The 22,579-nt window shown below is 68.1% G+C and carries 27 protein-coding genes and 1 tRNA gene; 16 read left to right on the top strand and 12 right to left on the bottom strand.

Going from position 1 to position 22,579, the window contains the following annotated elements:
- Positions 1 to 1,305, bottom strand: a complete 1,305-nt coding sequence (locus tag EEB19_RS05580; RefSeq protein WP_187583948.1) for a nicotinate phosphoribosyltransferase — start codon at positions 1,303 to 1,305, stop codon at positions 1 to 3.
- 125 nt (positions 1,306 to 1,430) lie between these two features.
- Between EEB19_RS05580 and clpS the strand changes: the two genes are divergently transcribed.
- From clpS to EEB19_RS05525, 11 genes are all read left to right on the top strand, one after another.
- Positions 1,431 to 1,760: an ATP-dependent Clp protease adapter ClpS gene (gene clpS / locus EEB19_RS05575; RefSeq protein ID WP_187584064.1), complete on the top strand. Its 330-nt coding sequence runs from the start codon at positions 1,431 to 1,433 to the stop codon at positions 1,758 to 1,760.
- A 20-nt stretch (positions 1,761 to 1,780) separates the two neighbouring features.
- Positions 1,781 to 2,356: a DUF2017 domain-containing protein gene (locus tag EEB19_RS05570; RefSeq protein WP_187583946.1), complete on the top strand. Its 576-nt coding sequence runs from the start codon at positions 1,781 to 1,783 to the stop codon at positions 2,354 to 2,356.
- Positions 2,356 to 3,465, top strand: coding sequence for a P1 family peptidase (locus EEB19_RS05565; protein WP_187583944.1), 1,110 nt, complete (start codon positions 2,356 to 2,358; stop codon positions 3,463 to 3,465). The genes EEB19_RS05570 and EEB19_RS05565 overlap by 1 nt, the downstream gene beginning before the upstream one ends.
- 66 nt (positions 3,466 to 3,531) lie before the next feature.
- Positions 3,532 to 3,939, top strand: a complete 408-nt coding sequence (locus EEB19_RS05560; RefSeq protein ID WP_316245460.1) for a M67 family metallopeptidase — start codon at positions 3,532 to 3,534, stop codon at positions 3,937 to 3,939.
- Between the two features lie 5 nt (positions 3,940 to 3,944).
- Positions 3,945 to 4,232, top strand: a complete 288-nt coding sequence (locus tag EEB19_RS05555; protein ID WP_187583940.1) for a MoaD/ThiS family protein — start codon at positions 3,945 to 3,947, stop codon at positions 4,230 to 4,232.
- Between the two features lie 6 nt (positions 4,233 to 4,238).
- Positions 4,239 to 5,210 (top strand): PLP-dependent cysteine synthase family protein, encoded by a 972-nt coding sequence (locus EEB19_RS05550; RefSeq protein ID WP_187583938.1) that lies wholly within the window; start codon positions 4,239 to 4,241, stop codon positions 5,208 to 5,210.
- Between the two features lie 73 nt (positions 5,211 to 5,283).
- A complete protein-coding gene (locus EEB19_RS05545; protein WP_187583936.1) occupies positions 5,284 to 5,931 on the top strand; it encodes a rhomboid family intramembrane serine protease in 648 nt (215 codons plus the stop codon).
- On the top strand, positions 5,928 to 6,728 hold the full coding sequence (gene murI / locus EEB19_RS05540; RefSeq protein WP_187584062.1) for a glutamate racemase: 801 nt from the start codon (positions 5,928 to 5,930) through the stop codon (positions 6,726 to 6,728). The genes EEB19_RS05545 and murI overlap by 4 nt, the downstream gene beginning before the upstream one ends.
- Before the next feature lie 75 nt (positions 6,729 to 6,803).
- Positions 6,804 to 7,571: a cyclic nucleotide-degrading phosphodiesterase gene (locus tag EEB19_RS05535; protein WP_187583933.1), complete on the top strand. Its 768-nt coding sequence runs from the start codon at positions 6,804 to 6,806 to the stop codon at positions 7,569 to 7,571.
- 45 nt (positions 7,572 to 7,616) lie between these two features.
- Positions 7,617 to 8,372, top strand: a complete 756-nt coding sequence (gene rph, locus EEB19_RS05530; RefSeq protein ID WP_187583931.1) for a ribonuclease PH — start codon at positions 7,617 to 7,619, stop codon at positions 8,370 to 8,372.
- Positions 8,372 to 8,986 (top strand): non-canonical purine NTP pyrophosphatase, encoded by a 615-nt coding sequence (locus EEB19_RS05525; protein ID WP_187583929.1) that lies wholly within the window; start codon positions 8,372 to 8,374, stop codon positions 8,984 to 8,986. Before rph ends, EEB19_RS05525 begins: the two co-directional genes overlap by 1 nt.
- Here the strand turns inward: EEB19_RS05525 and EEB19_RS05520 are convergent.
- From EEB19_RS05520 to EEB19_RS05510, 3 genes are all read right to left on the bottom strand, one after another.
- Positions 8,966 to 10,114 carry a glycosyltransferase gene (locus EEB19_RS05520; protein WP_187583927.1) on the bottom strand — a complete coding sequence of 383 codons (1,149 nt, stop codon included), beginning with the start codon at positions 10,112 to 10,114 and terminating at the stop codon, positions 8,966 to 8,968. The genes EEB19_RS05525 and EEB19_RS05520 overlap by 21 nt on opposite strands.
- A 106-nt stretch (positions 10,115 to 10,220) precedes the next feature.
- The gene (locus EEB19_RS05515) at positions 10,221 to 10,568 is read right to left on the bottom strand and encodes a DUF3817 domain-containing protein (protein ID WP_187583925.1); all 348 of its coding nucleotides are present in this window, start codon (positions 10,566 to 10,568) and stop codon (positions 10,221 to 10,223) included.
- Positions 10,565 to 10,999 carry a transcriptional regulator gene (locus tag EEB19_RS05510; RefSeq protein WP_187583923.1) on the bottom strand — a complete coding sequence of 145 codons (435 nt, stop codon included), beginning with the start codon at positions 10,997 to 10,999 and terminating at the stop codon, positions 10,565 to 10,567. The genes EEB19_RS05515 and EEB19_RS05510 overlap by 4 nt, the downstream gene beginning before the upstream one ends.
- 78 nt (positions 11,000 to 11,077) lie before the next feature.
- Here EEB19_RS05510 and EEB19_RS05505 point away from each other — a divergent pair.
- Positions 11,078 to 11,162: transfer RNA gene (locus tag EEB19_RS05505), tRNA-Leu, on the top strand.
- A 279-nt stretch (positions 11,163 to 11,441) separates the two neighbouring features.
- Here the strand turns inward: EEB19_RS05505 and EEB19_RS05500 are convergent.
- A complete protein-coding gene (locus EEB19_RS05500) occupies positions 11,442 to 12,857 on the bottom strand; it encodes a sugar porter family MFS transporter (RefSeq protein WP_187583921.1) in 1,416 nt (471 codons plus the stop codon).
- A gap of 204 nt (positions 12,858 to 13,061) precedes the next feature.
- Between EEB19_RS05500 and EEB19_RS05495 the strand changes: the two genes are divergently transcribed.
- Positions 13,062 to 14,054 (top strand): LacI family DNA-binding transcriptional regulator, encoded by a 993-nt coding sequence (locus EEB19_RS05495; protein WP_187583919.1) that lies wholly within the window; start codon positions 13,062 to 13,064, stop codon positions 14,052 to 14,054.
- 38 nt (positions 14,055 to 14,092) lie between these two features.
- Here the strand turns inward: EEB19_RS05495 and EEB19_RS05490 are convergent, their stop codons facing one another.
- The 4 genes from EEB19_RS05490 to EEB19_RS05475 form a co-directional block, all read right to left on the bottom strand.
- Positions 14,093 to 15,118 (bottom strand): Gfo/Idh/MocA family protein, encoded by a 1,026-nt coding sequence (locus EEB19_RS05490; RefSeq protein ID WP_187583917.1) that lies wholly within the window; start codon positions 15,116 to 15,118, stop codon positions 14,093 to 14,095.
- A 3-nt stretch (positions 15,119 to 15,121) separates the two neighbouring features.
- Positions 15,122 to 15,997, bottom strand: a complete 876-nt coding sequence (locus tag EEB19_RS05485) for a sugar phosphate isomerase/epimerase family protein (RefSeq protein ID WP_187583915.1) — start codon at positions 15,995 to 15,997, stop codon at positions 15,122 to 15,124.
- Positions 15,998 to 16,028: 31 nt separating this feature from the next.
- On the bottom strand, positions 16,029 to 16,934 hold the full coding sequence (locus EEB19_RS05480; RefSeq protein WP_187583913.1) for a sugar phosphate isomerase/epimerase: 906 nt from the start codon (positions 16,932 to 16,934) through the stop codon (positions 16,029 to 16,031).
- Positions 16,935 to 17,023: 89 nt separating this feature from the next.
- Entirely contained in the window at positions 17,024 to 18,043 is a 1,020-nt protein-coding gene (locus EEB19_RS05475) for a Gfo/Idh/MocA family oxidoreductase (RefSeq protein WP_262365453.1), read from the bottom strand.
- A 102-nt stretch (positions 18,044 to 18,145) separates the two neighbouring features.
- On the opposite strand from EEB19_RS05475, the gene EEB19_RS05470 reads away from it, so the two are divergent.
- On the top strand, positions 18,146 to 19,198 hold the full coding sequence (locus EEB19_RS05470; protein ID WP_262365452.1) for a LacI family DNA-binding transcriptional regulator: 1,053 nt from the start codon (positions 18,146 to 18,148) through the stop codon (positions 19,196 to 19,198).
- 69 nt (positions 19,199 to 19,267) lie between these two features.
- Here the strand turns inward: EEB19_RS05470 and EEB19_RS05465 are convergent, their stop codons facing one another.
- The 3 genes from EEB19_RS05465 to EEB19_RS05455 are packed head-to-tail and all read right to left on the bottom strand — an operon-like array spanning position 19,268 to position 20,674.
- A complete protein-coding gene (locus EEB19_RS05465; protein WP_187583909.1) occupies positions 19,268 to 19,678 on the bottom strand; it encodes a hypothetical protein in 411 nt (136 codons plus the stop codon).
- 49 nt (positions 19,679 to 19,727) lie between these two features.
- The gene (locus EEB19_RS05460) at positions 19,728 to 20,150 is read right to left on the bottom strand and encodes an organic hydroperoxide resistance protein (protein ID WP_187583907.1); all 423 of its coding nucleotides are present in this window, start codon (positions 20,148 to 20,150) and stop codon (positions 19,728 to 19,730) included.
- Positions 20,147 to 20,674, bottom strand: a complete 528-nt coding sequence (locus EEB19_RS05455; protein WP_187583905.1) for a MarR family winged helix-turn-helix transcriptional regulator — start codon at positions 20,672 to 20,674, stop codon at positions 20,147 to 20,149. The genes EEB19_RS05460 and EEB19_RS05455 overlap by 4 nt, the downstream gene beginning before the upstream one ends.
- Before the next feature lie 119 nt (positions 20,675 to 20,793).
- On the opposite strand from EEB19_RS05455, the gene EEB19_RS05450 reads away from it, so the two are divergent.
- Together EEB19_RS05450 and EEB19_RS05445 are read left to right on the top strand one after the other, a co-directional pair.
- Positions 20,794 to 20,991, top strand: a complete 198-nt coding sequence (locus EEB19_RS05450; RefSeq protein WP_187583903.1) for a hypothetical protein — start codon at positions 20,794 to 20,796, stop codon at positions 20,989 to 20,991.
- A complete protein-coding gene (locus tag EEB19_RS05445) occupies positions 20,988 to 22,502 on the top strand; it encodes a methyltransferase (protein ID WP_187583902.1) in 1,515 nt (504 codons plus the stop codon). The genes EEB19_RS05450 and EEB19_RS05445 overlap by 4 nt, the downstream gene beginning before the upstream one ends.
- The last annotated feature ends 77 nt before the right edge of the window (positions 22,503 to 22,579 follow it).

Here is a 22,579-nt window from a genome sequence, read left to right as displayed (position 1 = left end):
CTATCCGAGGACGAATCGGGTGGGGACTGCGGGATCGCCGTGCGACAGGCCGAGACCCTCCCACGGGAGGCTCACCAGCGCGTCGGCGAGGTGGCTTCGGCCGTCGGCGAGGGAGGGGAGACCATCGACCGGAGAACCGTCACGGACGAGGGGGATCTGCAGCGGCCGTACGTTCAGGCCGTCGACCGCGGGCGTGTCGTCGGCGGCGCGGTGGACAATCTCCTCGACGATCGTTCCCGATGCGCGTGCGGACCGGACCGCGGTCTTCGCGCCGCCGCGGGATTCCTTGTGGCTGGCGCGTTTGGCGACCGGTCGTCCGTCGACCTCCACCAGCTTGTAGACCATGCCCGCGGTGGGAGCTCCGCTGCCGGTGACCAGTGATGTCCCCACGCCGTAGGTGTCGACGGGTTCGGCACGCAGCGAGGCGATCGCGTATTCGTCGAGGTCGCCGGACACGACGATGCTGGTGGATGTCGCGCCCAGATCGTCGAGCTGATCGCGCACCTTGCGGGCAAGGACACCGAGATCGCCGGAATCGATACGCACACCCCCGAGGTCGGTGCCGGCGACCTCGATCGCGTTGCGAACACCCTGGGTGATGTCGTAGGTGTCCACGAGCAGGGTGGTCCCGACGCCGAGCGCCTCGATCTGCGCTGCGAACGCGGCCTTCTCGTCGGGGCCGTCGGGACCGGTGAACCCGAGGGTGAACGCATGCGCGGCCGTGCCCGCACTGGGTACGCCGTAGGTCCGCGCGGCTTCCAGGTTGGAGGTCGCGGCCACTCCCGCCAGATAGGCGGCGCGAGCGCTCGAGACCGCTGCGCGTTCATGGGTCCGGCGCGATCCCATCTCGATGATCGGGCGCGACCCGGCCGCGCTCACCATCCGGGCGGCCGCGGACGCGATCGCGCTGTCGTGGTTGAGGATCGAGAGGATCAGGGTCTCGAGGAGCACGCCCTCGGCGAAACTGGCGCGCACGGTGAGGATCGGCGAGCCGGGGAAATACAGCTCGCCCTCTCGGTAGCCGTCGATGTCGCCGGAGAACCGGTACTCCCGCAGCCAGTTCACCGTGTCGTCGTCGAGGAAGCGGCTCACGACCTCGAGTTCCGCGTCGCCGAACCGGAAGTCGGCCAGCTCGTCGAGCACGCGCCCGGTGCCCGCCACGACGCCGTAGCGCCGCCCGTCGGGCAGCCTGCGGGCGAACACCTCGAAGACGCACGGTCGGTGCGCAACCGGATGCCGCAATGCTGCCGAGACCATGGTCAGTTCGTACTGATCGGTCAGCAGCGCGGTGTTGTCGATGGTCACAATCGCTTACCCTTGGTCGTATGGCGCCTGACGTAACTCGTGCGCACGAGGCTACCTTCCCGGGCGAACGGAGCGACGGGACAATCCACAGGGAGCGGTGCGACCCGAGAATCCACAGGCTGCGGATCGACGCGACTGTCCGCGGCGAGCAGACCGACGCTCCGGGGCCCCGTGGCACCGCGGTCGCCGAACCCGGCGTGGCAGAGGGTGCGACCGCACTCGACCGCCCCTGGGTGACCATCGTCTGGGACGATCCCGTGAACCTGATGCGCTACGTGACGTTCGTGTTCCAGAAGGTGTTCGGCTACTCGGAGTCGCGCGCGAATCAACTCATGATGCAGGTGCACACCGAGGGCAAGGCCGTCGTCTCGGCCGGGGACCGTGACAAGGTCGAATCGGACGTGCGCAAGCTCCATGCCGCCGGACTCTGGGCCACCATGCAACGGGACACCTGATCGGAGAATCTGACACCACCGTGCGTACCTGGAAACGCAAGGGCCGTGGCGCCGCGACGCGCATCTGCTCGCATCTCGATGTGCACGAGGCCGAACTGCTCGCCTCGATGGTCACCTCGATGCGGGAGTTGCTCACCGAACGGGAGGCGTCGGCGCCACGCGACGAACTGTCCGCGGTCACCGGGATCACGACCGGCCACACCGCCGCGCCGACCGATGTCACCCTGGGCCGACTGCTGCCGGACTTCCATCGTCCGGATCAGGACCATGAGCTCACCACCGACGTCGTCAACGGTGACATCAACGGCGCATTGCGCAGCATGCACGAACCGCACATCATCGACGCCAAGATGTCGGCTGCGCAGGTGGTTCTCGACACCCTTCCCGACGGGGGCGGCGACCTCGCGCTCACCGAGGCGCAGGCGATGGAGTGGCTGACGGCGCTCAACGACGTCCGGCTCGCACTCGGGGCGATGCTCGGAATCTCCGAGGACACGCCCGACTCGCTGCCGCCCGACCATCCGCATGCCGCCCATCTGGACGTCTACCACTGGCTGACGGTCATGCAGGAACTGCTCGTCGAATCATTGATGTGATGGGGAGGATCGCGAGTCCGGGAGACCGGATCACCGACGTCGCCGGCATCCTGGTCGGCCATCACGAACGCATCGACGACGACGCCGTGGTGGCCTCACCGGACGGGACGCAGCCGGGTCGCGGCTGGGCCACCGGGACCACCGTGGTGCGGATCGACGCGCCGGATGCGGTCTGTGCGGTCGATGTCCGCGGCGGCGGCCCGGGTACCCGCGAGACCGATCTCCTCGACCCGGTGAACACCGTGCAGACCGCCCACGCGATCGTCCTCTCCGGCGGAAGCGCCTACGGTCTCGCGGCCGCCGACGGCGTGATGCTCGGACTGGAGGCCGGGGGCATCGGGCTGCCGATGGATGATCGCGGTCACGTGGTGCCGATCGTGCCGGGTGCGGTCATCTTCGATCTGCCGGTGGGTGCGTGGGATCACCGGCCCGATGCCGGGTTCGGCCGCGCGGCGTTGGCGGCGGTGACCGCCGACGTCGAGGTCGGCAGTGTCGGCGCGGGTGCGGGGGCACGCGCAGGCGCCGTCAAGGGGGGCGTCGGGACCGCGTCGGTCACGCTGACCGACGGCCCGGCCGCCGGTGTCACGGTGGGTGCTCTGATGGTCGCGAACCCGGTGGGCTCGGTGATCGATCCGTCGACCGGATTGCCTTGGGGTGCAACGTCATCGGACATCGACCACTTCGGGCTGGGTGTGCCCGCCGCCGACGAGGTGGCACGGTACGCGGAGCTGACCGCGAAACAGACCGTCCTCAACACCACGATCGGCGTCGTGGCCACCGATGCCGTCCTCGACGCGGCGTCCACACGCCGGGTCGCGATGGCCGGCCACGACGGCCTCGCCCGAGCCATCGACCCCGCCCATTCGCCGCTCGACGGCGACACCGTCTTCGCGGTGTCCACCCGCACGACCCGTCCCGAGCAGCCGCCGGTGCCGGGCGGGATGAACCCCGACGTCGCCTTGCTCGCGGAGGTCTCCCGCGTCGCCGCGGTCGTGGTGCAACGCGCGATCGTCGGGGCGGTTCTCGCCGCGACACCGGTCGCAGGAGTCCCGACGTATGCCGACATCGTGCCGTCGGCGTGGCGCGGATACCGTGGGCCGGCGGAATAGCGGCGCCGACGTCGACGTTGCTCACAGCTGATGTCAGAGGCAGTTGATGTCGGAGGAGGAGTGGGAGTGCTGACGATCAGCGAGGAGCTGGTGGACGCGATGGTGGCGCACGCACGCGCCGACCATCCGGACGAGGCCTGCGGGATCATCGCGGGGGCGGAGGGTTCCGACGTCCCGGAGCGCTTCATCGCGATGATCAACGCCGAGCGTTCACCCACCTTCTATCGCTTCGACTCGACCGAGCAGCTCAAGGTGTGGCGGGAGATGGACCGCCTCGACGAGGAACCGGTGGTGATCTACCACTCCCACACCGCGACCGAGGCCTACCCCAGCCGCACCGACGTCTCCTACGCGAGTGAACCGAACGCCCACTACGTCCTGGTGTCCACCCGTGACGCCGACCACGCCGAGATCCGCAGCTATCGCATCGTCGATGGCGTGGTGACCGAAGAACCCATCGAGATCAGGAGCTGACCACCATGGCGGTAACCGTGTCCATCCCGACCATCCTGCGTACCCACACCGGGGGCGAGAAGCGCGTCGAGGCCAGCGGCGCCACGTTGTCGGAGATCATCGACAGCCTCGAGGCGGCCAATCCGGGCATCAAGGAGCGCCTGGTCGCCGCTGATCCGGATGGCGCCGTCAAGCTCCACCGGTTCGTCAACATCTACGTCAACGACGAGGACGTCCGCTTCTCCGGTGGACTCGACACCTCCGTCGACGACGGCGACGACGTCACGATCCTGCCCGCCGTCGCAGGAGGCTAGGCCTCGGTGGCCCGCTACACATCCCTCATCGACTCGGTCGGACACACGCCGCTGATCGGCCTGCAACGACTCTCACCGCGGTGGGACGACACCGACGACGGTCCCCACGTCCGGTTGTGGGCCAAGCTCGAGGACCGCAACCCGACCGGCTCGATCAAGGACCGTCCGGCCCTGAGGATGATCGAGCAGGCCGAGCGTGACGGGCTGCTGCAGCAGGGGTCGATCATCCTCGAGCCGACCAGCGGCAACACCGGTATCTCGCTGGCCATGGCCGCCAAGCTCAAGGGCTATCAGCTCATCTGCGTCATGCCGGAGAACACCTCTCAGGAGCGTCGGTCGCTGCTGACGATGTTCGGTGCGCAGGTGATCTCCTCGCCCGCGGCCGGCGGGTCGAACACCGCCGTCGCCATGGCGAAGGAACTCGCTGCCGAGCACCCCGACTGGGTGATGCTCTACCAGTACGGCAACGAGGCGAACATGCTCGCCCACTACGAGGGCACCGGCCCCGAACTCTTCGCCGACCTCCCCGAGATCACCCACTTCGTCGCCGGCCTCGGCACCACCGGCACGTTGATGGGTGTCGGCCGTTACCTGCGTGAGCAGAATCCCGACATCGAGATCGTCGCCGCCGAGCCACGCTACGGCGACGAGGTCTACGGACTGCGCAACATCGACGAGGGATTCGTCCCCGAGCTCTACGACGACTCGGTCCTCACCCGACGGTTCTCCGTGCAGGGTGTCGACGCCGTGGCCCGGGTCCGCGAGCTCATCGACACCGAGGGCATCTTCGCCGGGATCTCGACCGGCGCCATCCTGCAGGCCGCCCGGGGCGTCGGCCGGGGCGCACTGAAGAAGGGAGAGCGCGCCGACATCGGTCTCGTGATCCCCGACGCCGGGTGGAAGTATCTGAGCACCGGAGCCTACGAAGGTAGCCTGGAGCAGGCAGAGGAGGCACTCGAAGGCCAGCTCTGGGCGTGAGGTCCGCCGGTCGATCAGCGACGAGCGAGTCGGCGAGCCCGACGCCTATCGACACCCACCGACAGGAAAACCGATGACCGTGAACCCGACGCCCCCGGGATCGGGCACCGCACCGAAGGGTCCGCGGCCGCTCTGGCAGCGATCGGCGCTCATCATGGCCGCGATCGCCGCTCTGCTGTTCGTCATCGAGGGCATCGACGCCGCGACGAACTACCGGCTCGACGACGCGGGCATCGAACCGCGGCAGGTCGACGGCCTCGACGGGATCCTGTGGGCGCCGTTCCTGCACGCCGACTGGCAACACCTGTTCGCCAACCTCATACCGGGACTGGTGCTCGGATTCCTGCTGCTCATGTCGAAGCGGTTCATCATCGTGACGGCGATCGTGTGGGTCGTCTCGGGGCTCGGCGTGTGGCTGTTCGCGCCGCCGTACAGCGTCACCGTCGGTGCGTCCGGCATCATCTTCGGCTGGCTCACCTACCTGCTGATCCGCGGACTGTTCAACCGCGACGTCTGGCAGATCCTCGGCGGTGTCGTGCTGTTCCTGATCTACGGTTCGGTGCTGTGGGGTGTGCTGCCCACCGACTCCGGCGTGTCCTGGCAGGGGCACCTGTTCGGCGCGATCGGCGGTGTCCTGGCCGCCTGGTACCTCGCCGACCGTGACCGTCGCCGGGCTCGTAAAGCCGGGACCCCGCAGCCGTACCCGGGGGTGCGGTCATAGCCGAGCAGACTGCGCCCATCGGCATCTTCGATTCGGGTGTGGGCGGATTGACGGTGGCGCGCGCGATCATCGACCTCCTGCCCGACGAGGACATCGTCTACATCGGCGACACCGCGAACGGTCCCTATGGCCCGCTGGCGATCCCGGACATCCGACGACACGCCCTCGCCATCGGCGACGACCTCGCCGACCGCGGTGTGAAAGCGATCGTCATCGCGTGCAACACAGCGTCGGCCGCGTGTCTGCGCGACGCTCGTGAACGCTATGCGCCCATCCCGGTCGTCGAGGTCATCCTGCCGGCGGTGCGTCGCGCGGTGGTCGCCACGAAGACCAACCGCATCGGCGTGATCGGCACGCAGGCCACGATCGCCTCACGGGCATATCAGGATTCGTTCGCAGCCGCCCGCGACGCCGAGATCACCGCCGTCGCATGCCCACGCTTCGTCGACTTCGTCGAACGCGGCATGACCAGCGGTCGCCAGATCCTCGGGCTCGCACAGGGATACCTCGAACCGCTGCAGGAGGCCGACGTCGACACGGTGGTGCTGGGGTGCACGCACTACCCGTTGTTGTCCGGCGTGATCCAGCTCGCGATGGGCGACGAGGTGACCCTGGTGTCCAGCGCCGACGAGACCGCCAAGGACCTGTTCCGGGTACTGACCCAACTCGATCTCCTGCACCCGCACTCCGACCGCGCGGCAGTCCGCGAGTTCCGTTCCACCGGGGATCCCGAGTTCTTCGCGCGTCTGTCGACCCGATTCCTGGGCCCGGCGATCGGTCAGGTCCAACACCTCTGAGCGTCGCAACCATCGTTGGACAGTTGTGACCTACATGCGGACTCGTCCTCAGGCGGGCATGGCACAGTAGGGCCTATGCGTCTCTCCGTCCTCGGATGTGCCGGAAGTGTGGGTGGACCGGACGCTGCCTGCTCCGGGTACCTGCTGTCCGTCGAGGGTGAGAGACCCGTGCTGATCGACTGCGGTCCGGGCGTCCTGTCCGAACTGCAGCGTGAGGTGGATCCCGTCGACGTCGACGTGGTGCTGTCACATCTGCATGCCGATCACTGCCTGGACATACCCGCCATGCTGGTCTGGCGCCGCTATGCGCCGCGACCGGCCACCGATCGTGCGCGTCTCTACGGCCCACCCGGGACCGCGCTGCGGATCGGCGCCGCCTCTGCCGAGATCCCCGGAGACGTCGACGACATCTCCGACACGTTCGACTGCCAGGAGTGGAAGGACGGGGTGGAGGTCGCCATCGCCGGGATGTCGATCACCCCCTATCGGGTCAATCACCCGCCGGAGACGTACGGCCTCCGCATCACCGGGCCCGGAGGACAGGTCATCGCCTACAGCGGTGACACCGCGATGTGCGACGAGGTCGTCGATGTCGCCGACGGCGCCGACATCTTCCTGTGCGAGGCGACCTGGACGCACGCGCCCGACGAGCGGCCCCCGAACCTGCATCTGTCGGGATACGAGGCCGGGCAGATCGCGACGAAGGCCGGTGTGCGGTCCCTCGCGCTCACCCACCTCGCGCCGTGGTTCGATGCCGAGACGATCCTCGCCGAGGCGCGGTCCACCTTCGCCGGTCCGGTCGACCTCGTCCGGCCCGGTCAGGTCTTCGACCTCGTGCCGTGAGACCGACCCGATCGGCCGTCGGCGGCGATCGTTAGAGTTGGGGCCGTGACGACACGAGCTGACGGCAGGGCCGACGACGAACTCCGACCGATCACCTTCACCCGAGGGTTCACGAGTCATCCGGCCGGCTCGGTGCTGGTCGAATTCGGTGGGACGCGCGTGATGTGCACGGCAAGCGTGACCGAGGGCGTCCCGCCGTGGCGGCGCGGTTCCGGGCTCGGCTGGCTGACCGCCGAATACGCGATGCTGCCGTCGTCGACGCACGAGCGATCCCGCCGCGAGTCGGTGAAGGGCAAGGTCGGTGGGCGAACGCACGAGATCAGCCGTCTCGTCGGCCGGTCGCTGCGGGCCTGCATCGATCTGGGCGCGCTGGGCGAGAACACGGTCGCGGTCGACTGCGATGTCCTGCAGGCCGACGGCGGCACCCGGACGGCCGCCATCACCGGTGCGTACGTCGCCCTCGCCGACGCCGTGACGTGGCTGAAGGCTGCGGGCCGCCTCAGCGATCCGCAGCCACTGTCGTGCATGATCGCCGCCGTGAGCGTCGGCGTCGTCGACGGTCGGGTGCGACTCGATCTCCCCTACGAGGAGGACTCGCGGGCCGAGGTCGACATGAATGTGGTGGCCACCGACGCCGGCACGCTCGTCGAGGTGCAGGGCACGGGCGAGGGCGCGACGTTCCCGCGCGCCACCCTCGACAAGCTCCTCGACGTCGCCATGATCGGCACCGAGAAGCTCTTCGCCGCGCAGCGTGAGGTGCTGGCGGCGCCGTATCCCGGCGACTTGCCGAACCAGGCCTGATGGCGACGGTGCTGGTCGCCAGCCGCAACGCGAAGAAGCTCGCGGAGCTGCGCCGGGTGCTCGACGCGGCGGGCATCACCGGCGTCGACGTCGTCGGACTCGACGCCGTGCCGGAGTATCCGGAGGAGCCGGAGACCGGCGCGACGTTCGAGGACAATGCACTCATCAAGGCCGTCGCCGGTGCTCGTGCCACCGGATTGCCTTGTCTGGCAGACGATTCCGGTATCGCTGTGGACGCGCTGAACGGGATGCCCGGCGTCTTGTCGGCCCGCTGGAGCGGACGACACGGCGACGACGCGGCCAACAACTATCTCTTGCTCGCACAGATCGGTGACGTTCCCGACGAGCGCCGGGGCGGTGCCTTTGTCTCGGCGTGTGCGCTGGTCCTGCCGTCGGGCGGCCAGACCGTGGTGCGCGGCGAATGGCGCGGGACCATCGTGCGCGCGCCTCGCGGCGACAACGGATTCGGCTATGACCCGCTCTTCGTCCCCGACGACGCCTCGGCCGGTGGACGCTCGGCCGCGGAATTGTCGGCGCCGGAGAAGGATGCGATCAGTCACCGGGGTAAGGCGCTGGCCCAGTTGGTTCCGGCGCTACGCGAGCTCGCCGGCTGACCGCGTCGAATTCGTGACCGCGTCGAGTCCGTGGTGCACGGTCAGCATGGCCTCGACCGAGTCGGGCCAGCGGTAACGACTGGCCCGTCGTCGTGCGGCCCTCTCGCGTTCGCTCCTGGGCAGTTCCAAGACCTGTTCGATCGCATCGGCGAAGGCGGCACCCGAATTCGCCGCCAGCGCACCACATGTCGCGTCGACCATCCCTGCGACCGCGGACGACCGCGACCCCACGACCGGGGTTCCGGATGCCAACGACTCGAGTGCGGAGAGACAGAACGTCTCGTGCGGGCCCGGTGCCAACGAGATCTCGGTCGTCGCCAGCAGCGCGGCAACGTGCTGTCGGTCGGCGAGGTGTCCGAGGAACGTGACCGGCAGTCCCTGCGCGGACCGCTCGAGTGCCGGTCGGCGGGGGCCGTCGCCGGCGACGACGAGGTGGACCCGCCGGCGATCGGCGTGGAGTCGGGCGACCGCCTCGATACTCCGGTCGGCCCGCTTCTCCGGCGACAGCCGTCCGCAGTGGGTGATCAGCGTCGTCGTGTCGTCGGCGAACCGCGCACCGACGGCGGGGTCGGCATGCCGGGGATCGAAGACCTCGAGATCGACGCCCAGCGGGGCATGCGCGACGTTCGTCGCACCGATCCGATCGAACTCGGCGGCAGCGAAATCCGTGGTGCACACCACGGTGTCGAACGACACCGCCGTGCGCCGGTTCGCCTCGTCGGCCATCGCCCGCGCGATGGGTCGCGGCATCGCCATCGACAGCAGCCGGTCGAGTCGCTCGTGCGAAACCATCGTCGAACGGATACCGCGCCGATGCGCCCACCGACCGAAGCGGCGGAGCGTCAATCGGTCCGACACCTCGAGCGCATCGGGACGCAGGTGGCGGAGGATGCCGGCCACACGACGGGCGGGCGCGACGCGGTACCCACCGGAGAAGGGGAGGCGGCCGGCGGCGACCTCGATCCGGTGGACGCCGTTGGGCATCGTCTCGGCATGGTCGGTCGCTCCCGGCACCACCAGGACGACCTCGTGGCCCGCGGCGACATAGCCGGCGCCCCAGCGGTCGACGGCGGTGCGGAGCCCGCCGGACCGCGCCCCGTAGAAGTTCGCGAGCTGCACGATTCGCACGGCTCAGTCTTGTCCACGGCTCGTGAATCGACGCCGACGACGACGTCACAGAGAAGCGATCAGTGGGTGAACATCACCCGCGGTACGGTACGTCGAGCGGACGGCGTCAGAGGTTGTACTGCGCCTTCACTTCCTTGGTGCGGATGTGCTCGAACCAGAAGGACAGGAACGGGATCGTGCCGGCAATGCAGGTCAGGATGATCTTGCCGAGCGGCCAGCGCACCTTGATGGCGAGGTCGATGGTGAGGATCAGGTAGACGAAGTAGACCCAGCCGTGCACGATCGGGACGAAGTCGAGTGCGTCGACATCGAAGCCGTACTTGAGGACGAGTTCGGCGACGAGCAGCAGCAGCCACAGACCGGTGATCCAGGCCAGAATCCGATACCGCAGCAGGGCACCGCGCACCTTCTCCACGGGGGTGCCGGTCTCGGTGCTGCTGGTCGTCTCGGTCACCTGCGTTGTTCCTCACTGCTCGGTTGTGATGCGTCGGACCGACGGAGGTCGGCCAGATAGGAGTTGTAGTCGGCGAGCGCCGAATCGTCGTCGGGGGAGGTGGTCGACCGCAGCGACGACGCGCTCGGTGTGGTGGGCCGATCCGGCAGGATGCCCGCGGGGATCTCGGTGGCGCCCTTGGACTCGGTCAGTTTGGCCTGTTCGTCAGGATTGCTCTCCAGCACGACGAACCGTCGGTATGCCCAGATCACGGCGACGGCGAACGCGGGCCACTGCAGCGCGTAGCCGAGGTTCTGCGCGGTCCCGGCCGAGGATTCGTAGACGTCCCACTGCCACCATGCGAGCGCGAGGCACGCCGCCGCCGCCACGACCACCAGAGCGATCAGCGCCGGACGGCGCCGACTGCCGCGGGCGGACGAACCAGAGTGCATACCCTCGACGGTACCTGGCCAGCGATGATCGGCTCGCGGGCGGTACGCTGGCCCGGGCGCCGGTGTGGCCGGCGACACGCGCGAGTGGCGGAATTGGCAGACGCGCTGGATTTAGGTTCCAGTGTCCTAGGACGTGGGGGTTCAAGTCCCCCCTCGCGCACCATGATGAGTCCGCGGCCCGGCCTCGTGCCCCTCCGCAACACGAACCTCGACGCCCGAGTCGTCGACGGTCGGTTCGTGTCGGGGTGGGTCAGTGCGGCACGACGGGTCCGAACAGGGCTCGCGCGTTGTCGACGACCACACGCCGCCAGGGTCCGGGTGCCGTCTCGGGCCACTGTTCGTCGAGGACGGACGCCAACATCGCGACGGCCGCCGCGGGTGTGAAGCAGTGGTCGCTTCCGTAGAGCAGGTGGCCGGTCCCGAATCGTCGGGTGAAGGTGGATCAGACGGCCGCGCCGACTGTGGCGAATCGGTCCGTGTGTTCAGCCTCGAGCTGCTCCTCGAGCTCTTCCAGGGTGGTGCCCTTGGTCTCCGGGACCGCACGGAACACGAAGAGCCAGGATGCGATGTTGACGATGACGAACAGTCCGAACGTGCCGGTCGACCCCAGGGCGGAGTTGAGCAGGGGGAAGACGAACGAGATCAGGGCATTGGTGCACCAGAGAACGAAAACCGCGATACCCATGGCGAATCCGCGCACGCTGAGCGGGAAGATCTCCGAGAGCAGCAGCCACACGCAGGTGCCGATGAACATCTGCACGAATGCCACGAAGACGATCATGCAGGCGAGGATCACGTAGCTGCGGACGGTGGACTCGGGGAGCAGGAACGTCACCGCGAGTGCGGCCTGCGATGCTGCGACGCCGGCGAAACCGGTCAGCAGCATCGTCCGGCGTTCGACGTAACCGAGCAGCACGATGCCGATGATGGTGGTCACGACGGACGTCACGCCGACGGCGATCGTGGCCACCAGTGCGGCGCTGACACCGAGGCCGCTCTCTTCGAGAATGGTGGGGGCGTAGTAGTTGACGGTGTTGATCCCGGTGGCCTGCTGCACGATTGCGAGGCCGCAGCCGATGAGCACGATCCGTCGGATCCAGGGCACATCACGGATGACCGACAGCGGTGTGCGGGTCGTGGAGAGCATGTGATGGGTGTGGTCGACGATGATCGCGTACTCCGCCTCGGCCTCCGACGGCCTCCGGCTCATCCCGAGGACCGACCGCGCCTCGCCCATGCGGCCCTTGAGTGCATACCAGCGGGGTGAGTCCGGCAGGAACAGCATGCCGACGAGCAGTGTGATCGCCGGGATCGACGCGACGGCGAGCATGATGCGCCAGACGTGCGGGTCCTTGACCACGTGGTCGAGCAGTGCGTTGATCGCGAACGCCAGCATCTGACCGGTGACGATCATCAGTTCGTTGATGGTGACCATCCGTCCGCGTCGATCCGCGGGTGCCATCTCGGCCAGGTACAGGGGGCAGGTGACCGCTGCTGCGCCGACACCGAAACCCAGGATGATGCGGGCGATGACCATGGCCGCGACCGACGGCGCCAACGCGCAGGCCAGGGCCCCGACGAGGAAGATCGCGCCGCAGAGGAGAAGTGTGCGCTTGCGGCCCAGTCGGTCGGCGATGCGACCGCCGAAGAGGGCCCCGAACGCGGCGCCCGGGAAGAGGAGCGAACTGACGACGAGGGCCTCGGTGAACGAGGTCAGTGCCAGGTCGTCCTTCATGTAGAGCAGTGCGCCCGAGATGACGCCGGTGTCGTAACCGAACAGCAGGCCCCCGAGGGTTGCGATGACGGTCAATTTGGTCAGGAAGCGCCCGCTGGACGCGGTCTCTGCCGTGGTGGACATGGGGAAACACCTCTGTTCGGTCGGTGGCCGCGAGCTGTTTCGGATTCGCGAACCGCTTCGAGCTAACGCGCGTTAGTAACGCGCGTAAGCTCTATCATGAGTGGCCTGGGTCACTGTGTCAACCGTCACCATCGTGGAGGAGTCGTAGTGCCGCCGAGAGCAGGGGAGAATCGCGGAGCCGACCGCGGATCACGCCGTCCGACCATGGCCGATGTGGCTGCGCAGGCGGGTGTCTCCCGCACATTGGTGTCGTTCGTCTTGGACGGAAAGCCCGGGGCGAGCGAGGAGACGCGTCGCCGGGTTCTGAGTATCGCCGACGAACTGGGATATCGGCCAGACGCGGCGGCGCGGCTTCTCGCGCTGGGGAAGAGCCGGACACTCGGCGTCCTCATCGACGTGTCACAGCTGTTCGAGGCCGAACTCGTCACGAACATCTACCCCGCGGCCGAGAAACTCGGCTACGACGTCCTGCTGACCGCGAATCTCCCGGGACGCGCGGAACCGTCGGCCATCGACGCCCTGCTCGACCATCGTTGTGGCGCGGTGATCCTCCTCGGCCCGACGTCGTCGCCCGGGGACATCGCGGCGCTGGCCGGACGTGCGCCGCTGGTCGTGGTCGGCCGTCGACTGCCCGGGGATCTGATCGGCGAGCGGCTTGCCACCGTCCGGACCAACGACACGAAGGGCATGCGACAGGCCGTCGACTATCTCGTCGAACTCGGTCACCGCGACATCCTGCACGTCGACGGCGGCAGCGATCCCGCGTCAGGGGACCGCCGCACCGCGTATCGCTCGGCGATGCGCGCCCATGGGCTCGGCGATCACGCGCACGTTGTCCGGGGGGCGCACAACGAAGCCGCGGGAGCGGACGCCGCCCATGTCATCCTCGGCCAGAAGTCCTTGCCCACAGCCATTCTCGCGGGAAACGATCGCTGCGCCCTCGGACTCCTGGACGTGTTCACCCGCGAGGGAATCGACATACCCGGTGAGATCTCCCTGATGGGTTACGACGACAGCCGCTTGTCCGACAATCCACGCATCGACCTGACGACGGTCCACCAGGACGCACACGGTCTCGCCGAGCGCTCGGTCGAAGTGGCGGTCGACCTCCTCACCGAGGCGCATGCAGTCGACACCGACGTGGTCCTCGAGCCGACGCTCAAGGTACGCGGGACCACGGCGCGGCCGACGCGCTGAGTGTCCCGGTGGGAGGTGTCCTCGGGTGGAGGTCGGGGTCATTCGCCGGCGAACACGATCCCGATCTGTGCGCGCATGCGATCCATGATCTCCAGGGTCGCGATGACATCGGCGGACGGATGAATGTCCGAATCAATTGCGCCATCGACGATTCGCCGCGCGGCATCCACCGCGGAGAAGTGCAGTCCGTCGGTGTGTGCCGCCGTCTCCTCGGCGTGCTCGAGTGGGTCGCCGTTGCGTGGTACGAGCCGGAACGGCCCGGGTTGATAGAACGGTCCGGGCACCTGCAGGTACCCGCTCTCACCCGCCACGAACGCCGTCGTCGGAGTGTTCGCCAGGATCGTCGTGTTCAGGATCGACTGGCCGCCGCCGACATGCCCCAGTACGGCCGAGATCTGGCCGTTCAGCTCGTCATTCGCCGGTCGACCCATCGCCGACACGGTGTCCACGTCGCCGAGTACCCATCGGGCGAAGGCGACCGGGTAGGTACCCAGATCGAGCATCGGCCCGCCCGCGAGTGCAGGGTCGTAGATCCGGTGATCGGTGGTGAAGTACTCGCCGTGGTCGGCGGCGACCGCCTGAATCGTACCGAGCATCCCGTCGTCGAGGATCTGGCGGATCACGTCGAACTTGGGTAGGAATCGGGTCCACATCGCCTCACCGGCAAACAGGCCGGCATGCTGTGCCGCCGTGACGATCTCGCCTGCCTGTCCCGCGTTCACGCCCATCGGCTTCTCGATCAGGACGTGCTTGCCGGCCGCGATGGCGTCGAGGGCGCACCGGTGGTGCTGGGGGTGCGGGGTGCTGATGTACACGATGTCCACCGTCGGGTCCGACAGCAATGCGTCGTATCCGCTGTGCGCAGTGGGAACACCCATTCGCCGGGCGAACTCGTCGGCGCGCCCGGATGACCGCGAACCGACGGCAGCGACCTGCTGGGTCGTGTGCTCGTGCAGCGCGGTCACGAACCGCTCGGCGATCCAGCCGGGACCCATGACCCCCCACCGCAGCGCCGGTGCGGTCGTCGGATCCTGGGTACGCGGTGCGGGTAGTCGTGAGATCACCTGTCAGCTCCGGTATTTGGTGACATAGTCGGTCATGGTGGCCAGTTGGTACCGGGAGACCTCGGGGGCGTTCTCGTTCTCGGCGAAGACGCTGGAGACCATGACGGAGTCGTCGCGGTCGTAGAAGCCGATCTGGCCGAGGGTGGAGAAGAACTCGTCCCAGTCGACGTCGCCGTCGCCGATCTTGAGGTGCTGGTGCACGCGAACGGCGTTGCCCGGGGGATTGGTGATGTACCGCAACCCGTGCGATGCGTGGTGATCCATCGTGTCGGCCACGTGGACGAGCCGGAGCATGTCGCCCGCGGTGGTCATGATCTCGCGCATGTTGCCGCCCATGTGGAATGAGTGGCAGGCGACGAAGGCGAGTCCGATGTTCGGCGAGTTGATCCCGCGGATCATCCGGATCGCGGCGAGTCCGTCCTCGACGAAGTCGTCAGGATGCGGATCGATGCGGACGTCGATTCCTTCGCGCTCGATGATCGGGACGAGTTCCTCCATGGACCGATAGAAAGCGCGCTCGGACTCCTCGGGCTTCTCGGGGCGACCGGAGAACTCGGTGTTCATCACGCTGACACCGAGGTCGACGGTGATCTGGATGGCACGCTTCCAGTACCGGACTGCGGCTTCACGGGCGTCCTCGTCGGGGCCGGACCAGCGCAGCACGGGCAAGACCGAGGCGATCCCGACGCCGGCGTCGGCGCACGCGGTGCGGAACCTGGCGACGAGCGCGTCGTCGGCCTTGGGGTGATTGAAGAACGGGATCATGTCCACGTGTGGGGTGAGTTGCAGGTACTCGTACCCGAGATCGGCGACGACGCCGGGTAACTCGAGCAGTGAATGACTGTGATGGAACGGGGTGGGGTCGAGCGCGACCTTCATGGGGTTCTCCTCGGTGGGCCGGGACGTGCGGTCAGCGGAAGCGGACGGACGGCACGCCACACGAGCCCAGGTACTTCTGGGTGCGTTGGGCGATGGGCAACGGCGCATCCGGCGAGCACGGGTACATGTCCTGTTCGACGATCGCGAAGATGTCGATGTCCAACTCGGCCACCGCATCGAGCAGCGGCGGCATCTCCGGGATGCCGCGCGGCGGCTCGGTCATGGCGCCGAGGCGGACGGCCTCGCCGAAGGGCAGGTCGTCGGCGGCCACCTTCGCGCGGACGGCCTCGTCGACCTGCTTGAGGTGCAGGTACCCGATCCGCTCCGGATGCGCTCGGATGATGGCGAGATTGTCTCCGCCGCAGTAGCTCACGTGGCCGGTGTCCAGGCAGAGGTTCACGAACTCGCCGTCGGTGTTCTCCAGGAACCGATAGATGTTCTCTTCGGTGTCCACGTGGCTGTCCGCATGCGGATGGTATTGCGCACGCACGCCGTACTTCTCGAACATCGCCTTGCCGAGCTCGTTCATGCCACGGGTCTTCGCGAGCCACTGGTCGTCGGTGAGGTTGCGGTCCTCGAGGACCTCACCGGTCGCCGGGTCACGCCACATCTCCGGGATCACCACCACATGCTTGCCACCCACGGCGGCGGTCAGTTTGGCGACGTCCTCGATCTGGGTCCAGACCGCATCCCACGAATCGTCCTGGTGGAGATGCTCGAACACGGTGCCGGCCGACAATTTCAGGCCGCGCTCGCCGAGTTCGTCGAGGAGCTGGGCCGGGTCGGTGGGCAGGTAACCATATGGACCGAGTTCGATCCACTCGTATCCGGACGCGGCGACCTCGTCGAGGAACCGGGTGTAGGGGGTCTGCTGCGGGTCGTCCGGGAACCAGACGCCCCAGGAATCGGGTGCGGAGCCGACGATGATGCTGCTCATGGGTGAATCCCTTTCGTGTGGGTACGACGAGTACGTGTCGGTGAGAACGTGGTGGAGAGGTCGTGTCGGAGAGGCCGTGTCGGCGAGGGTCAGAGGGCGGGGGCCGGCACCGGGTAGACGATCGGTTCGAGTTCGCCGGACCGCAGGGACCGCGTGGCCGCCTCGGCGATCGCCTGGGCTTTGAGTGCCTCGGGCAAGGTGGGCCCGATCGGTGCGCCGGTCTCCAGTGCCGAGACGAAGTGGTCGAGAGCCGCCCGGTAGGTCGGCGCGACACGCTCGAACCAGCCGGGGTGCAATCCGTCACCGACGACCTGGCCCGCCCGGTATCGGGTGACGGCGCCGGCCTGGTGCCGCCCGGCCTCCACGAGACCGTCCGATCCGAGCACCTCGATGCGTTCGTCGTAGCCGTAGCCGATGCGGCGTGCGCTGTCGATCTGCACGAGCGCGCCGCTGGGCATTCGCAGCGCGACGACCGAGGTGTCCACGTCTCCGAGTTCGATCATCCGTGGATCGGTGAAGACCGACCCGGCCGCGAACACCGACACGGGGTCCTCTCCGGTGATCCACCGCGCGAGGTCGAAGAAGTGCACGGTCTGATCGCGCATCTGGCCGCCCGAGACAGCGATGTAGTCGAGAGGGGGGAGTGCAGGTCCGCGTGTCGTCATCTGCACGAGCTCGACTCCGCCGATCTCGCCGGATCCCACCGTGCGTGCCACCTCGGCGTAGTCGCGGTCGAAACGCCGGTTGAAGTCGACCATCATCGGCAGGCCCGTGTGGCCCACCTCGCCGACGACCTCGACGGCGTGATCGAGGTCGAGATCGATCGGCTTCTCGCACAGTGTCGCCAGGCCGGCCGCCGCGGCCCGGCGCAGGTGGGCCGCGTGGGTGTCGGTGGACGACGCGATCAGGACCGCGTCCAGGCCCGACGAGTCGAACGCGTCGTCGGGACCCAGTGGGCGGGTGGCATGTCGCGACGCGAGTTCGGTGGCGCGGGATCCGTCGACGTCGTGGATGCCGACGAGGTCGACATCCGGGTGCGCCGCGAGGTTCGCGGCATGCACCGAGCCGATGAACCCTGCACCGACCAACGCCATGCGGATCATGTGCATCTGCTCCTGTCCTGTCGGGAACCGGCGATGTGTGGGACAATATGGGACCGGTCCCAGTCACCATACGTGGTCCAGATCACCAGAGCAATAGGATGTGCGGTTGTGAGTGTCGACGATGCGCCCGCGGGCGGCGCGAGCGGAAACCTCGGCGGGCGACGAGCTGCGACGATCCGTGACGTCGCGGCCCACGCCGGCGTCTCCAAGTCCGTGGTCTCGCGCGTCCTGCGCGACGAACCCAACGTCAGCGACGAGCGCCGCACGCGTGTCCGCGCCGCGATGGCCGAACTCGGCTATCGACCGAATTCCATCGCGCGCGGGCTGTCGCAGGCTCGCAGTGGGACGGTCGGCGTCGTGATCAACGATCTGCGCAATCCGTGGTACGTCGATCTTCTCGAGGGCCTCGCCACCACCTTCGACGCGGTCGACATCGCACCGATCCTCGTCGACAGTCGTCTCGACCATCAGGTCGGCCGGGACACCGTCGAGACGATGCTGTCGCGCCAGGTGGACGGGCTCGTGGTCGTCGGCACGACCGATGCCCGTGTCGACGTCGAACGCGCGGCCCGGTCGATCCCGGTGGTGCTCGCCGGCACCCTCGAACCCGATCTGCCGACGATCGACATCGCCGTCGACGACGACGTGGTCGGAGCGCGGATCGCCACCGAACACCTTCTGGCACTGGGGCATCGGCGGCTGGCGCACATCCAGGGGCCGGGGATGGTGGGTCGGCTCCGACGGCAGGGGTTCGAGGAGACCATTGCCGCGTCGGGTCTGCCGGTCGAGTCGATCGCGATCGAATACGGCGGTACCACCGAGGACGGCGGGTACGCCGCGACGGCACGACTTCTCGATGCCGCTGCACCGCCGACCGCAATCCTTGCCTTCAACGACATGGCGAGTCTGGGGGCCATGTCGGCCGCCGACGATCGGGGCATCTCGATCCCCGGGAATCTGTCGCTGATCGGCTACGACGACACGCAACTGGCGAGTCTGCGGCACATCTCGCTGACATCGGTCGACAACGGAAACTTCACCGTGGGTGCCCAGGCCGCGAAGTTCGTCCTGCAGCGCATGGAGCGATTGACCGCCCCGCAGCGGGTGTATCGGCACACCCCCGAACTGGTGGTCCGGCGGACGACTGCGGCACCCCGATGATCATCGTCGTCGAGGTGCCGCGGCGCCGGGTTGCCTCATGACGAGAACTCCCGGCGAGGTCGGTTCGGATCAGCCGCGGGCGGCCAGGGCGAGAGCCACCAGGGCCGGCTGACCGAACAGCCGGACGAAGCGCTTGCGGTCGGTGTCGAGACCGAAGGCGTCGATCTTGCTGCGGTATTGGTGGATGTTGCCCGGGAACACCGCGACGAAGAAGGCCGCGGCAGCCGCACCTGTCGTCCGTCGGTGCTCGGGCAGCGCCACGAGGGCGAGTCCCAGCCCGATCTCGGCGACGCCGGAGGCCAGGACGGTGGCGTCCGGCGACAGCGGGACGAAATCCGGGACCTGTGCCTGGAACTCCTTGCGCTGGAAGGTCATGTGACCGATCCCGGCGGTGGTCAGGATGCCGCCGAGGGCGAGGCGGGCAAGCCGTCGGGGGCGGGACTGGGTATCAGTGGTGCGGGCGAATGCCGTCGGGGCCATGAATGTCCTCACTGTGGAACGGGCGGAATGATCGGCTCGATCGATGTCCTCAGTCGTCGGCGAGGGTGAGCGTGACGTCGATGTTGCCGCGGGTGGCATTCGAATAGGGGCAGACCTCATGGGCCTTGTCCACCAGCGACTTCGCGGTGGCGTCGTCGACGGCCGGCAGGGTCACCTCGAGCTCGACCGCGAGACCGAAGCCGCCGTTGTCGGTCGAACCCAACGACACCCGCGCTCCGACGGCGGAGTCGGTGACGTCGGCGCCCGCCTGTCCGGCCACCAGGCGCAGGGCGCTGTGGAAGCAGGCCGCGTAGCCGGCCGCGAACAGCTGCTCAGGATTGGTGCCCACCCCGGAGCCGCCGAGTTCCTTCGGCATGTCCAGATCCAGATCGATCTTTCCGTCGGACGTGCGTGCGTGGCCGTTGCGGCCGTCGCCGGTCGCCAGGGCCTCTGCGGTGTAGATGGCTTTCATGATCGGGTTCCTTTCGATGGGGCGGGTGCGTCGAGGTGGCGACGCAGCTCGTCGGTGAGGTCGTGCAGGGTGGTGCGCAACGCGATGAGTGAGGCGGGATCGAACGAGGCACGCTCGTCGTTCTCGGTCTCGGGGCCGGGCGCATCCGGCTCCTCGGCGGCGGCATCGGCGATCGCCGCGGTCAACGATTCGTAGACACAGTCCGCCCGTCCGCCCAGGGCGATGCCCTCGGGCGTCAACGCGACCGTGACCGAACGCTCGTCGGTGTCGGATCGCACTCGCGTGAGATATCCGAGTGCCTCGAGTCGTCGCAGCAGCGGCGACACCGTTCCGGAGTCCAGGTGTAGTCGGCGACACAGCCTGCCGACCGTGATGTCGCCCTCTTCCCAGAGCACCAGCATCGCGAGGTACTGCGGATAGGTGAGCCCCAGATCGCGCAGACCCGGACGCTGCGCCGCGATCACCGCGCGGGAGGCGGTGTACAGGGCGAAGCAGAGCTGGTCGTCGAGCCGAACGGAGGTCACGACGACCACCATAGCGCACATTGGTTGTGCACAACATTGTTGCGCAACAGATAACCCGATCCGAGGGGTGTTCGTCAACCAGAGTTGACGAAGGCGAGGCCGATGGGCACCCTGGAACCATGAGAACCGGATTCGACGACGACGGCACGCCGATCGACGAGCTGGCCAGGATCGCGGCGAGGCGCCGCGACCTCGCCCGTGACGAAGAGGTGGCTGTGCGGCGGGCACGTCATGCGGGCTTGTCCTGGGCGGAGATCGGTACGTTGCTCGGAGTGTCCAAGCAGGCGATGCACAAGAAGTATCGGAAGGTCGGATGACCGCCGGGACGCCGTTGTCCGACGAGAGGATCGTCGATGCTCTGGGTGCGGACCTCCGGGCCGCGGGATACACGACCGACGGCGTCGCCGGACTCCTCGGCGAGGACGCCAACGAGGCTCTCGGCCGCGGCGTGTGGTGGCCGGCGATGCACTCGACGAGGACGGCGGAGACTGATCGAACCGCGCTGGCCACCATCGTGCGGCTGTTCCTCCTGGGCTCCGACGAGTCGGTTTCCGCTGTCACGCAAGCGTTCCCGACGGCAGGGCCGGACGTTCTGACAGCGCACGGGGTCCTCGAGTCGGTCGACGGACACCTCCGGGCGGCCCTCGACATCCGGCCGCACGCCGACGACGTCGGCGAGTACCTGGTCGTGTCCGATCAGGACGCCGTGATGCGATCAGGCCCCGTCGACCGCGAGCACGTGCTCGGCATCGGGGGTGCGTCGGTGTCGTTGGCGCGCGCCGTCATCCGATCACCCGTCCGGCGGGCGCTCGACATCGGAACCGGTTGCGGTATCCAGGCTCTGCATCTCGACGCACACTCTGACGAGATCGTCGCCACCGATACCAACCCGCGGGCGTTGTCGCTGGCGGCGGCCACCGCGCGACTGAACGGCATGCACTGGGATCTGCGCGCGGGCAGCCTGTTCGAGCCGGTGGCCGGGGAGAGATTCGACCTCATCGTGTCGAATCCGCCGTTCGTCGTCGGCGCCGGTGCGCAGGACTACATCTACCGTGACTCCGGGATGGTGGGCGACAGCTTGTGCGCCGATCTGATCCGAGCACTCCCGGATCATCTGGAACCCGGTGGCACCGCTCAGATCCTGGCGAACTGGATCGTCCCCACCGAGTCCGATTGGCGTGACCGTGTTCGGGGGTGGCTGGCGGGCACCGACCTCGATGCGTGGGTGGTGCAACGCGAGCTCGCCGATCCCATCAGCTACATCTCGCTGTGGTTGTCCGACGCCGGTGAGTCCGCCGATGCCGCTGCCGACCGCGGCGCCCAATGGCTCGACTGGTTCGCCGACCAGGGGGTCGCCGGGATCGGTATGGGTCTGATGACGTTGCGCCGCAAGGAGTCCGGAGACCGAGGCAGAGACCCCGATCAGGTGATCGAGGAGATCGTCGGCGCAGGCGAGGAGGTCACCGGACCGGAGGCGCAGGCATTTCTCGCGCGCCGGCATTATCTGCGGTCACGGTCCGACTCCGATCTCCTGGGTGTTCGGTTGGCGACGTCCCCGGTGTTCCTCGAGGAGCAGTCGCTGCCGGGTGAGGACGGATGGCAACACCTGGCGGCGACGGTGCGCCGCCCCGGCGGTCCGGGCGCCGTCCTCGGGGTGGACGAGGTGTCGCGGGCCCTGCTGGCGGGATGCCGAGGACAGGTCCCCCTCGGCGCACTCATCGAGTTGCTCGCCGGCTTCCACGGGGTGGATCCCGATGCGCTTGCGCAGGCGGCGATGCCCGTGGTGCGCGAGGCCATCGGTCGTGGAATCCTGTTCGAGGCGAGCTGAATCGGGGGGTCTCGATACGCGTCGGGCTCGCTTCGCTCGCTCGTCGCTACTCGACCGGCGGTGGGGGGCGGGCTCGC

Origin of the sequence: Gordonia sp. OPL2, assembly GCF_003797825.1 — a bacterium.
Lineage (GTDB): Bacteria > Actinomycetota > Actinomycetes > Mycobacteriales > Mycobacteriaceae > Gordonia.
The sequence above is the reverse complement of the archived record's forward strand: the minus strand, read 5'-3'. Positions and strand labels throughout refer to the sequence as shown.